The sequence below is a fragment of the Sporosarcina gallistercoris genome (assembly GCF_014836415.1).
In the GTDB taxonomy this organism is placed as follows: domain Bacteria; phylum Bacillota; class Bacilli; order Bacillales_A; family Planococcaceae; genus Sporosarcina; species Sporosarcina gallistercoris.
Map to the genome: position 1 here is coordinate 81,047 of NZ_JACSQY010000010.1, position 12,482 is coordinate 93,528.

The window sequence follows — 12,482 nt, forward strand, 5'->3', positions numbered from 1 at the left end:
TCAAACAATCGACACACTTTCATAAAAAATTGTTGTGTTTCTGAAAATCAGGGAATTCCCTTATTTTTCGTGTGCGGATTTCTTAGGCATTTTCATTGTATGATAGAGAGTTTTTCTCCGCATGTAGAGCACCCCACTTATCGAACATAAGGGTAGCTGCTGTCTAGGCTTCTAGGGTGACGGACTCGATTGCATAGAATGCAGGCTCGCCACTTTGTCATTCTAGTTCGATCTAAAAGAGAGGGCAAAACCATGTGCTCGTAAAAAAATCTCAAAAAGCAGAGGAATGTCAGCCTCTGCTTTTTCGGTGTCTTTTATTCAATTTACTTGGTTTGTTCGTTTAAATATTTTTTCAAAGCCTCTACGATCCGTTCCGATGCGTGGCCATCTCCGTATGGATTGGACGCTTTCGCCATGGAATCGTAGGCGTTTTGGTCAGATAGAAGTTCGTCCGCCAAGTTGAAGATCGTATCTTCGTCGGTTCCCGCTAGTTTCAGCGTTCCTGCGTCGATTCCTTCCGGGCGTTCCGTTGTGTCACGGAGGACAATAACAGGTTTACCAAGTGAAGGGGCTTCTTCTTGGATGCCGCCAGAATCGGTTAGGATAATGTGCGAACGTGCTGCAAAGTTATGGAAGTCCACAACTTCAAGCGGTTCAATCAGGTGGATCCGGTCGTTATTCCCAAGCAATTCGTCCGCAACTTCACGTACAGCAGGGTTCATGTGTACGGGATAGATCACTTGAATGTCGTCGTGTTTTTCAAGCAGGCGATTAATGGCGCGGAACATGTTGCGCATCGGATCCCCTAAGTTTTCACGACGGTGCGCTGTGAGTAAAACAAGACGGTCATCACCGATTTTTTCGAAAATCGGATGCGTATACGTGTCGTCGACCGTTGTATGCAACGCATCGATTGCCGTATTCCCTGTGATGAAAATCCGGTCTTCCGGCTTTCCTTCATTGATGAGGTTTTGCGCAGATTTCTCAGTTGGTGAGAAATGAAGGTCTGCCAGGACGCCCGTCAGCTGACGGTTCATCTCTTCAGGATATGGTGAGTACTTGTCCCATGTACGAAGACCCGCTTCGACATGACCGACTGCAATTTTGTTATAAAATGCTGCGAGACTGCCGACGAATGTCGTTGCTGTGTCCCCGTGAACGAGTACGATGTCCGGTTGTGCTTCTTTCATGATTCCGTCAAGTCCTTCTAGGCCGCGAGTTGCGACGTCGATAAGGGTTTGACGATCTTTCATGATGTTCAGGTCGAAATCAGGTGTGATGCCGAACGTTTTGAGCACTTGGTCCAACATTTCACGGTGCTGTGCCGTTACGGTTACGATCGATTCGATGTCTTCTTCATGCTTCTGCAATTCAAGAACGAGCGGAGCCATTTTGATGGCTTCCGGACGCGTTCCAAAAATCGTCATTACTTTCCATTTACGTTTCAAAGTGTTCACGCCTTCCCCAATTATTTGGTTCCGAACAAACGGTCCCCAGCGTCGCCGAGTCCAGGTACGATGTAGCCGTGATCGTTCAGTTTTTCATCAAGTGCAGCGATGTAAACGTCTACGTCAGGGTGTGCATCTGTAAATACTTTCACGCCTTCAGGAGCGGCAATCAGGCACATGAACTTAATGTGCTTCGCTCCGCGTTTTTTCAATGAATTGACAGCTTCCACTGCCGTTCCGCCTGTAGCAAGCATCGGGTCGACGACGATCAATTCACGTTCGGAAACGTCCGACGGCAGCTTCACGAAATATTCGTGTGGTTGAAGAGTTTCAGGATCGCGGAATAACCCGACGTGTCCAACTCTTGCTGCAGGGATCAGTTTCAGAATCCCATCCACCATTCCAATACCTGCGCGTAAAATCGGTACAATTCCGAGTTTCTTCCCTGCAAGTACGTTCGATTTCGCCATGCAAACCGGCGTTTCAACGTCTACTTCCTGGAGGGGCAGCTCTCGTGTGATTTCAAAGGCCATCAATGTTGCAACTTCATCAACGAGTTCGCGGAATTCTTTTGTTCCTGTGTTAACGTCTCGGATGAATGTGAGTTTGTGCTGGATGAGCGGGTGATCGAATACGTGTACTTTAGCCATTAGAATCGCTCCTTTTACTTTATCCAATACAGTATAACAGAATGATGGCGCGAGTGGTTGCTTGGCATGAAGTTTGGAATTCGCGGAAGATTTACACGGTTGCGGAGCGGAGTTTTTGTGTTTTCAATCAGTTGGACGGGGTTGACCATCATCGGCGCCAGGTTACCGATCAGTCACAGCGATTTCTCCGACACTTCCGACGTTTTCTCCGACACCTATCCGAATTTGTCGATAACGGGATACAATTCACCCTCGTTAAGGGATTTATTGATAGGGCTACCTCTCTGGACTGCGCCATATCACGTAATTTTGTGTTCTTGATCAGTTGGGCGAAGTTGGCCATCATCGGCGTCAGGTTACCAATCAGTCACAACGACTTCTCCGACACTTACGACTTTTTCTCAGACACCTAGCCGAATTTGTCGATAACGGGACACAATTCCACTGCGTTCAGGGATTATTGGTCGCCTTCCACTTAGTGAAACCTCTTCGCCCTTCCGCAAAAAAAACCGCCATCATAGAGATGGCGGCCTCGTTACCAATTACGCATACAATGCATGCTGATCTGTCAAAGCTTTGACGCGTTGTTTCGCTTCTTCTTTTACAGCATCGTCTTCGTGGTTTTTCAAGAGTTTCGCGATAATCGCGCCGACTTCTTTCATGTCGTCTTCTTTGAATCCGCGTGATGTCACTGCTGGTGTACCGATCCGGATACCCGATGTGACGAATGGGCTTTCTTTATCGAATGGAACCGTATTTTTGTTGACAGTGATTCCGCATTCATCCAATACGTGCTCTGCCACTTTTCCTGTTAAACCTAGGCTCGTCAAGTTCAATAGGAGCAAGTGATTGTCTGTGCCGCCAGAGACGATGTCGATGCCTTCAGCAACAAGTGTTTCACCTAGAGCGACTGCATTCTTTTTCACTTGTTGAATGTAGGTCTTGAACTCGGGCTTCAACGCTTCGCCGAATGCAACCGCTTTCGCAGAGATGACGTGCATTAGCGGTCCGCCTTGGACGCCAGGGAAGATGGTTTTATCGATTTTCTTACCATATTGTTCTGCAAATTCTTCGTTGACTAGAATGAGTCCGCCGCGTGGCCCGCGCAATGTTTTGTGTGTTGTGGACGTCACGAAATGCGCGTGAGGTACTGGGCTATTGTGTTCACCGACTGCAACTAGTCCAGCGATGTGCGCCATATCGACCATTAGGAATGCGCCGATTTCATCTGCAATTTCACGGAATTTCTTGAAATCGATTTCGCGTGGGTATGCACTCGCACCCGCTACGATCATCTTCGGCTTATGTTCGAGTGCTTTTTGGCGGACGTCTTCGTAGTCGATACGCTCGTCCTGCTCGCTCACACCGTACTCCACGAAGTTGTACAACTTTCCAGAGAAGTTTACGGGACTTCCGTGTGTCAAGTGACCGCCGTGCGATAGGTTCATGCCAAGAACGGTATCACCTGGCTCGAGTACTGTGAAGTAGACTGCCATGTTCGCTTGGGCGCCAGAGTGTGCTTGAACGTTTGCATACGCTGCACCGAATAGCTCTTTCGCTCGGTCACGCGCGATGTTTTCAACGACATCGACGTGTTCGCAACCGCCATAATAGCGCTTGCCCGGATAGCCTTCTGCATATTTGTTCGTCAAGTAGGAGCCTTGTGCTTCCATGACCGCTTCAGAGACAAAGTTTTCTGATGCAATCAATTCGATATTAGCGTTCTGTCGATTCTTTTCTGCCATTATTGCTTCAAAAACAGCACTATCTTCGCGTTTCACATTGCTCAAATCCATGTTCATTTCCCCTTTAGCGTCTAGTAGTCTTACTTTCTCAAAGCTTGTTGGCCTCGAGTTATTCGTACTGCGCGCGGACTCCGCCGATGAGTTTCGGACGAGTGGTTGCACAGGTAACGACAGCTTCACCAATCTGTTTAACGGATGTACGGATAGGTACTGCGACCGGCTTCAATTGCATGCCGATCAAGGTCTGTCCGATGTCGATTCCGGCGTTTGCACGGACGGATTCGACGACGACCGCATCATCCAAATGTTCGTAAGCGTATGCGGACATTGAGCCGCCTGCCGTCCGGACAGGCACGACAGAAACTGGTTCAAGCGCAAACTTTTCCGCTGCTTTCCGCTCAATCGTCAGGGCGCGGTTTATGTGTTCGCACCCTTGGAAAGCGAGGTGCAGCTGGTGGGTTGAAGCGAATTGGGAGAGGGGTTCATATAGCGCTTGAGCTACTTCAAGTGCGCCTGCAGTCCCGATACGTTTACCAGCCACTTCAGAAGTCGAACAGCCTACGACAAAAAGTGTCCCTGGAACAGGTGGAGCCAGTTCCGCCAGTTCTGCGAGTGTTTGTTCCAGCTGCAGTCTCCATAAGATATACGCGTCCATGTCGCTCCCCTGCTTTCTCAGTTGTTTTCGAGTTCCATTAACTTTTCGATGCGGCGTTCGTGCCGACCGCCTTCAAAAGGCGTTTCCAACCATGTTTGAACGATTTCGCGGGCAAGTCCCGCGCCGATTACGCGTTCGCCCATTGCCAATACGTTTGAATCGTTATGTCCTCTCGTTGCTTTGGCGCTGAAAACGTCGTGGACGAGCGCACAACGGATGCCATTCACTTTATTGGCCGCAATGGACATACCGATACCGGTTCCACAGATGAGGATGCCTTTATCGAATTCACCTGATGCGACGCCTTTCGTTACAGGTGCGGCGTAGTCAGGGTAATCGACGGACTGACCCGATTCCGGACCGAAGTCTTCAAATTCAATATTTAGTTCCGTTAGTAGTTGTATGATTTCATGGCGCAAGTTGTTCCCGCCATGGTCTGAAGAAATCGCGAGTTTCATGTGCGTCCCTCTTTTCTTAATATACTTACAACTTATTCTATCATTGTTCCCCGGAAAAACACAGCGCAAAGTAAGATGAGAGATTCTTCTGTTTTGTGGATGAATCCGAAATTTTGAATTTCGGATTACCCAGTTTTTATCCACACAAAAAGCCGGCACGCAGCCGGCTTTGTTATTTGGAAGTATCGAATTGTCGGATGACGTCGTAAAGAGCTTCGGATTGACCTTTTAGTTCGCTCGCTAGGACACTTGTTTGTTCGATTGAATGTGCTTGTTCTTCCGTAGCCGCTTGTACTTCTTCAGCCCCTGCGGACGTCTCTTCTGCAATTGCGGCGACTTCTTGCGACTGGTGAGCGGTTTGTTCAATCTTACTGAGCTGATGTTCCACAAGTTCGGTAATCCCAGTAATGGAACCCGCCATGTCCGTGACAGTCGTTGCCATTGCAACAATGCTTTTGTTTGTTTCGTCTGCTCGTCCCGCTTCTTGAGCAGCGGTTTTCACTTGTGCTTCCATTTCTTTCACGACTTTCGTGACGTCAGCTTGAATGGTGCTGACAAGACCGCCGATCATTTGAACGGATTTTGCACTTTCATCCGCTAGGACACGGACTTCTTCCGCAACTACCGCGAAGCCTTTTCCGTGCTCTCCTGCACGAGCAGCTTCAATGGAAGCATTCAGTGCCAGCAAATTGGTCTGATCCGCGATGTTGCCGACGAGTTGAACGATTTCACCGATCTTTTGCGCGTTCCTATCGAGGTCACGTATCGTCGAAAGGGAGTCTTCGCTTTGAGTGGACATTTCACGAATTCCACCTACAAGCGTCCGATAGGCATCTGTTGTCCGTTTTAGTTCAGCGAGCATGTCGTTCGACTGCTTGGACGATTGATCGGCACGATGATTGACATCCGAAGCAAGTGTGCGGATATCTTCCATCGCTTCTGCCGTCTCTTGGATTGCGATGGCGGATGCTTCTGCCCCCGAAGAAATTTCAATGATTGTTGACGCAATCGCATCTGCTTGGTTCGAAGCGGATCCTGTTTCCTTATGCAAAATATCAACAGAGCGCGAAGTTTTTTCAAAGTTGGTTTCAATCTGTCCAACAATTCCTCGTAAGTTGACAACCACTTGCTGGAACGCTTCAGCTACAGAACGGATTTCATCGGAAGAGTTCGGCAATTCTATGTCCGTACCGATTTTCCCATCAGCAATCCTCATCGCTTCCTGTTCAAGCTGTTGAAGCGGTTTCGTTAAGATCGTACTGAAAAGCGCGGCGAGTACCGCAGACCAAAAAATTCCCATTCCATATGTCATGATTCCGAACCATACCGGATTTGCATTCGGGAAAAATTGCGGCTGTAAAATGTTAATGAAAACTGCACTTGTTGAATACGTCACCATCGCAAGAATTGTCACGAATATGACCAATTTCCATTTCAACCCGAACTTTTTCTTTGTCTCTCTCATCTCTGTTCCCCCATTAACTTGCGCGCTAGCACATCAATCTGATCGGACAACTCTTCAAAGGTCTGTTGATAAACCCCGAAATTACCACCGTAAGGATCTTGGACATCGAATTCGGCCGATCCTACGTACTCTTTCAATGTAACGATTTTGTCAGCCCGGTCAGCAAAAGCCCTTCGCAGTGTATCGCGGTGGGAAACCGTCATTGTGAGAATGAGATCCGCCCACTCCAAATCCTGTTTTGTAAAACGCCGAGACGTTGGCGTAACTGGCATTCCATACTCCTCTAATAGGCAGCGGGAATGATTGGAAATGGGTGCGCCATCTGTTGCATAGACACCAGCCGAGCGAACCGAAACACCTTTTAGCTGCTTCGCTTTCAGTATCCCTTCCGCCAGCGGACTTCTACATGTATTTCCTGTACAAATAAAGCAAATATTCATCATAATCACCTATCACCATCATAACCGATTTGTCCCGAAATCGAAACAGTTATTTTAAGAAATCCATGACAATATCCCCATTCCCATTAACACAATTCCGGCAAATCGACGTAGGTTTTTTCTGGAATTCCGCGTCATTGTCAAGTTCGTCCGCAATGCGAAGTAGGAAAGGACTAAGGACATCACCCCTGTTGAAACGATGAAAAGCCATTTATTGAGATGCATTAATCCAAAAGACATGCTTACAGAAAAACTATCCAAACTAACAGCAACCGCAATTAGAAGAGGACCCGTTACTTTGGTATCGTTCGGGTCTTCTTCTTGCAGTATCATATGTAAACCGATCAGTGCCAGCAGGATACTTGAGAGGATTCCGCTCCACTCGGAAAACAGTTGGGCAGAAAGTTCTCCCGCCATAAATCCAAGTAGAGGAAACGCGACATTCAAGAACGCTGTCCATAAGGCAATCAGCCATTTCCTTTTCCGAACGTGCAGCAATGTGTAGATGACGAGGATATCGATTGTTGTCACACTAGCCGCAATGATTTCTACCAATAGAAGAACCTCCCCGAAGTTTACGCCAGTCCATCTTATGCGGCGCCCGGGGAGGCCATGCACGAAACTTATTTAAAGTGTTTTGACATTCTTACTGGAAGCCTCCACTGCTCAATCAAAAAAACGTTTTCCGTCTGCCGCCTTTTTCAGTCGGTTCATAACAGCTACACCCATGCCTTGCGCAGGGGCTTCGACTGCCAAGATGACATCAGCTTCTGTTTCATCGCATTTACGGAGGGCATCATATAGATGCGTTGCCAGCTGCCGCGGGTCTGCATAGGCCCCTGTTGCAAAGTACCAGGATGGCTTATCCGTTTTCAGCTCATCCGGTCCGATGACTGCAACTTTTAATCCTTTATCCGTCAACGTGCGCACAGCCTGTTCAATCTGGATCAGATCCGGTCCGATCAACCAGACTGGTGCATCCGGAGAATAATGCATGTACTTCATGCCGGGAGCACGCGGCGCTTCCGCCTCTTCAGCACGCATTTCCGATCGAACAGGACCGATGACAGCTTCAATCATTTCAACGGTTACACCGCCAGGACGCAAAATTGCAGGTGGCGTTGACGTCATATCGATGACGGTCGACTCCACCCCGACTCCTGTTGCCCCCCCGTCCAAAATAAACGGAATTCTTCCATCCAAGTCGCGCGCGACATGACTCGCTTTCGTAGGACTCGGTTTGCCGCTTCGATTTGCGCTCGGTGCAGCGAGAGGGCCACCTAGAAGCCGTAACAATCGTAACGCAACTGGATGATCCGGCATACGCAATCCGACTGTCCCTCTTCCAACCGTGACATTTTCCGCAATGATACCTGGTTTTTCATTGAAAACCAATGTAAGGGGACCGGGCCAAAATGCGTCCATTAGTCGGAGCGCACTTTCAGGGATTTCTGCCGCGTACGTGCTCACTTCTTCTTTAGTTCCTATATGTACGATCAGTGGATTGTCAGATGGACGGCCTTTCACTTCAAAGATCCGTTTTGTAGCATCCTGGTCTGTTGCGAGTGCACCAAGTCCGTAGACGGTTTCTGTCGGAAACGCTACAAGACCTCCATTCCGCAAACAATCCACAGATTGTTGATAACCATCATCGTTATCCACACCTTTATCCACTTTTAACGTTCGGGTGTTCATAAGTTCATCCTCCTTTTCAACGCCTCTATCAAAGTTATCCACAAATTCCGGTGGATAACCTTATTCGAACAAAGAAGTTATCCACTCCCACAAGAAGAATTTTACCTCTTCTTCGCTCTCTGCAGCTTCTTCTTCTGCGTAACACACTTTAGGGAAAATGGAGCACCACCAGTTCGCTCCACGTCCGCTTCCAATTGTTAATACGTAGGCTTCATACACGTCTTGAGGAAATATTTCGAAGCCTACCCTCTTTGCCGGGAACAGCGCATTTTTACGTTCAAGAGTCACGACACGATCCGGCGAATGTAAGTTCGCTGCAGCGAGCATCTCGGCTTCAAGATCTTCAAGCTCACTGAGCAACTCCTCTTCAGTAGTTGTTCGTGCAATCGCTCCCGCAATCATTGGCTCAATTTCTTTTTGAATACGGGCTTTGATCGCTTGATCCGCCGGGGCATCCGAGTGCGCGAGAATACGATAGCGAATCGGCTCGTCACTTGTGTGCTCTTGAAAGAGTGTGAGAATCGCTTGAAGCATTACAAGTATCAGAATGAATTCTATGAGAGCAATCAGTCGTTTTCTCCATTTATGGTTCGGTTCAGTTGTCAATATCGGTTGTTGTACGAACTGTGGATAATCTGGTAACATGTCATCCCCTCCTGACCTTCATTGTTGACAGGTTAGGAGACGTTTATTCACTGAATCTCACAAAATATCATTCGATCTTTGCCGTTCATGTCTTGGACGACTTCAATCTTGCTTTCCGGGAAAGCATTTTGAAAGAGTTGCCGCACCGCTCCCCCTTGCAGATAGCCGATTTCCAGCCCGATCAATGCAGGTTTCTTCATAATCGCAGGGAGTGTTTCTGCAAGCTTCCGATAGAGTACGAGACCATTTTCATCAGCGAAAAGCGCTCCATGCGGTTCGTACTCCAGTACAGTGGACGACATCGACGACGCTTCGTCGCGACCTATATAGGGTGGATTGGATAAAATGATATCCCATTTCCCGTTTTGCAGGGGCTGCGCTAAATCTCCTTGTAAAAAGGTGATAGTTGCATTGTTCCGCTCTGCATTCCTTCGTGCAATCATGAGTGCCGCTTCACTAATATCCGTCGCGGTCACCTGTGCACTTGGGAATTCCAACTTGAATGTCACCGCTATTGCACCACTTCCTGTACCAATATCAGCTATTTGTATCGGCTTGTTTCTGAATAACTTAGACGCCCGATGCAATGCACCTTGAACGAGTTCTTCCGTTTCAGGTCTCGGGATGAGTACGTCTTTTGAGACGCTAAACGGTCTTCCGTAAAACCATTCTTCACCAATGATGTGCTGGATAGGCTTGCCGGTTAACAAGTCTGACGCGAGTGATTCAAATTGACGTTTCTGCTGTTCAGTGAGCGGTTCCCGCAAATCCGCGAGAAGAGAGGCCCGGGATTTTTGCGTCACGTGCTCCAGCAGGAGAAACGCTGCGTTGACGTCGAGTTGTTCATGAGCAAGCTGCGCTTCTAAGTTCTTAAGTGTCTGATGGATCGTCTCAGTCATTGGCTTCCAAGCTTTCTAACCGACGGGCCTGGTCTTCGAGCGTCAGCGCTTCAATCAATTCATCCATTTTCCCTTCGATGATTTGATCTAATTTTTGAATGGTCAATCCGATGCGGTGATCGGTAACGCGATTTTGCGGGAAATTGTACGTACGGATCCTTTCAGAACGATCTCCTGTACCGACAGCCGATTTCCTCTTTTCATCGTATTCCGCTTGCGCTTCGGATTGGAATTTATCGTAGACGCGGGCACGTAAGACTTTCATCGCTTTCTCTTTGTTTTTGATTTGCGATTTTTCATCCTGACACGAGACGGTGATACCTGTTGGCAAGTGAGTGAGGCGGACTGCAGACATGGTCGTGTTGACGGATTGGCCACCGGGACCGGATGAAGCGAATGTATCGGTTCTGATATCCTTATCATGCAGTTCGATTTCGACTTCTTCCGCTTCAGGCAGGACCGCTACAGTTGCAGTGGATGTGTGGATACGACCGCCAGATTCAGTTTCCGGTACGCGTTGGACACGGTGTGCACCATTTTCAAATTTCAGTTTGGAGAATGCACCATTTCCGCTGACCATGAAAATAATTTCTTTGAAACCGCCCAGTTCAGTCGGCGCCGAGTCCATCACTTCAATTTTCCAATGGTTGAGTTCAGCAAATCGGCTATACATCCGGTAAAGTTTCGCGGCAAATAGTGCAGCTTCGTCTCCCCCTGCGGCACCGCGGATTTCCATGATGACGTTCTTGCTATCATTCGGGTCTTTCGGTACGAGCAATAGTTTAAGACGTGCTTCCAGTGTTTCAATGGTTTCAGCAAGCTCGGAGAGTTCGGACTTGATGAGCTCTTCCATATCAGCTTCTATCGATTCTTCAAGCATTTCCTTGGCGTCCCGTTTCGCTTCTATTGCTTGTTTGTATTCCCTGTAGGCATCTACAGTTTCCTGGAGGTCCGATTGTTCTTTGGAATAAGTACGGAGTTTGTTCAAGTCGCTGACGACATCGGGATCACTCAGCAGTTCGTTCAGTCGTTCGTATCGGTCTTCGACGGCTTGGAGTCTGTCATACATGATCGATTCACCTCTAATTAGTTTGGTCTTAGTAGTATTGTACGGTATTCCTGCTCGCAAATATACAGTGCAAGTAGTGTAAGCAGTTTGTGTGGAACCATTTTTTAAACAAAGCAAACAAAGAGACAATCTGCCAGGCAGCTTGTCTCTTTGGCGTGTCGTTATTCTGCGTGCATTTGGATGGAAACCCCTTTTGGTACGTCGTGATGCATGCGGCATCTCGGTTCGTATGCTTCGGATGCCCCGACCAGGATGATAGGATCGTCAAATCCTGCAGGTTTTCCATTGATGAGACGCTGCGTTCGGCTTGAAGGGGAACCACACACGGTACAGACCGCTTGCAGTTTCGTGACGATTTCCGCAATCGCCATCAGTCTAGGCATCGGACCGAATGGTTCTCCACGGAAGTCCTGATCCAGCCCCGCTACGATTACACGGAAACCGTGGTTTGCAAGTTCCATGACGGTATCGACGATTCCGTCATCGAAAAATTGCGCTTCGTCGATTGCGATGACATCGCAGTCGTCGGTCACTTGCGCCACAATATCGGCGGAACAGGCGACAGGCATCGCAATAACAGTGGTCCCATTGTGGCTGACGACCGCTTCTTCACTATACCGGTTATCGAGTTCCGGTTTGAATACAGCGATGTTTTGTTTGGCAAATTGAGAGCGGCGGATTCTTCGGATGAGTTCTTCCGATTTCCCGGAGAACATACTTCCACAAATGACTTCAACCCATCCGCCTTGCATGGAAACGTACATGGTGAATCCCCTTTCGTCTATCTGAAAAATAAGGAGTAGTGCTCGTTAAACCAAAATTCCCGCCCGGCGCAATGCACCGGACGGGAACTGGAAAGCCGTTCTTACTTGCCTTCTTCTTTGAGGCCATATTTCTTGTTGAAGCGGTCGATACGTCCGTCCGCTGCAGCAAATTTCTGGCGTCCAGTGTAGAATGGGTGGCATTCTGAACAAACTTCTACTTTAATGTCTTCTTTGACAGAACCTGTTTCGAATGTGTTACCACATGAACATGAAACAGTTGATAGTTTGTAATCTGGGTGAATTCCTGCTTTCATCGGTCTCTCTCCTCTCGCCCTGGACCATCTGGTACAGAGTTTTTATTCTGGTTAGCTCTCGCCTTCCCAGTAAAAGACAGATGCCTTACACGACCCGAGTATGTCAGTCGTATATGAATCATATGAGTTAATCTTATCAAATTGTATGGATGTGCGCAAGGTTTTTGTTCGAGAAATTTGATGAGTTCACTGAGTTAATTTCAGTTTTAGATAGATGCTTTCTACAGAGATGTTG

The 12,482-nt window shown here is 48.0% G+C and carries 14 protein-coding genes; all 14 read right to left on the reverse strand.

The features are described from left to right. Window positions 1–323: 323 nt before the first annotated feature. The 14 genes from wecB to rpmE all read right to left on the reverse strand — a co-directional run bounded on the left by wecB (window position 324) and on the right by rpmE (window position 12,247). On the reverse strand, window positions 324–1,427 hold the full coding sequence (gene wecB / locus H9659_RS12605) for a non-hydrolyzing UDP-N-acetylglucosamine 2-epimerase (RefSeq protein ID WP_404828986.1): 1,104 nt from the start codon (window positions 1,425–1,427) through the stop codon (window positions 324–326). Between the two features lie 41 nt (window positions 1,428–1,468). Beyond that, the gene (gene upp, locus H9659_RS12610; RefSeq protein ID WP_025785593.1) at window positions 1,469–2,098 is read right to left on the reverse strand and encodes a uracil phosphoribosyltransferase; all 630 of its coding nucleotides are present in this window, start codon (window positions 2,096–2,098) and stop codon (window positions 1,469–1,471) included. Window positions 2,099–2,640: 542 nt separating this feature from the next. Further along, window positions 2,641–3,894, reverse strand: coding sequence for a serine hydroxymethyltransferase (glyA, locus tag H9659_RS12615; RefSeq protein WP_318240729.1), 1,254 nt, complete (start codon window positions 3,892–3,894; stop codon window positions 2,641–2,643). A 58-nt stretch (window positions 3,895–3,952) separates the two neighbouring features. After that, window positions 3,953–4,498 (reverse strand): TIGR01440 family protein, encoded by a 546-nt coding sequence (locus tag H9659_RS12620; RefSeq protein ID WP_191691105.1) that lies wholly within the window; start codon window positions 4,496–4,498, stop codon window positions 3,953–3,955. 17 nt (window positions 4,499–4,515) lie between these two features. Next, window positions 4,516–4,956 (reverse strand): ribose 5-phosphate isomerase B, encoded by a 441-nt coding sequence (gene rpiB / locus H9659_RS12625; RefSeq protein WP_191691107.1) that lies wholly within the window; start codon window positions 4,954–4,956, stop codon window positions 4,516–4,518. 172 nt (window positions 4,957–5,128) lie between these two features. Next, the gene (locus tag H9659_RS12630) at window positions 5,129–6,421 is read right to left on the reverse strand and encodes a methyl-accepting chemotaxis protein (RefSeq protein ID WP_191691109.1); all 1,293 of its coding nucleotides are present in this window, start codon (window positions 6,419–6,421) and stop codon (window positions 5,129–5,131) included. Beyond that, window positions 6,418–6,864: a low molecular weight protein arginine phosphatase gene (locus H9659_RS12635; protein ID WP_225217829.1), complete on the reverse strand. Its 447-nt coding sequence runs from the start codon at window positions 6,862–6,864 to the stop codon at window positions 6,418–6,420. The genes H9659_RS12630 and H9659_RS12635 overlap by 4 nt, the downstream gene beginning before the upstream one ends. A gap of 51 nt (window positions 6,865–6,915) precedes the next feature. Next, the gene (locus H9659_RS12640) at window positions 6,916–7,416 is read right to left on the reverse strand and encodes a manganese efflux pump MntP (RefSeq protein ID WP_191691111.1); all 501 of its coding nucleotides are present in this window, start codon (window positions 7,414–7,416) and stop codon (window positions 6,916–6,918) included. A gap of 111 nt (window positions 7,417–7,527) precedes the next feature. Next, entirely contained in the window at window positions 7,528–8,556 is a 1,029-nt protein-coding gene (locus H9659_RS12645; protein WP_191691113.1) for an L-threonylcarbamoyladenylate synthase, read from the reverse strand. A 60-nt stretch (window positions 8,557–8,616) separates the two neighbouring features. Continuing rightward, window positions 8,617–9,201, reverse strand: a complete 585-nt coding sequence (locus H9659_RS12650; protein WP_191691115.1) for a stage II sporulation protein R — start codon at window positions 9,199–9,201, stop codon at window positions 8,617–8,619. Window positions 9,202–9,248: 47 nt separating this feature from the next. Continuing rightward, window positions 9,249–10,100, reverse strand: coding sequence for a peptide chain release factor N(5)-glutamine methyltransferase (prmC, locus tag H9659_RS12655; protein ID WP_191691117.1), 852 nt, complete (start codon window positions 10,098–10,100; stop codon window positions 9,249–9,251). Further along, window positions 10,093–11,169: a peptide chain release factor 1 gene (gene prfA / locus H9659_RS12660; protein WP_191691119.1), complete on the reverse strand. Its 1,077-nt coding sequence runs from the start codon at window positions 11,167–11,169 to the stop codon at window positions 10,093–10,095. Before prfA ends, prmC begins: the two co-directional genes overlap by 8 nt. Window positions 11,170–11,330: 161 nt before the next feature. After that, entirely contained in the window at window positions 11,331–11,933 is a 603-nt protein-coding gene (locus tag H9659_RS12665; protein ID WP_191691121.1) for a thymidine kinase, read from the reverse strand. A gap of 101 nt (window positions 11,934–12,034) precedes the next feature. Continuing rightward, window positions 12,035–12,247 carry a 50S ribosomal protein L31 gene (gene rpmE, locus H9659_RS12670; protein WP_191691124.1) on the reverse strand — a complete coding sequence of 71 codons (213 nt, stop codon included), beginning with the start codon at window positions 12,245–12,247 and terminating at the stop codon, window positions 12,035–12,037. Window positions 12,248–12,482: the final 235 nt, after the last annotated feature.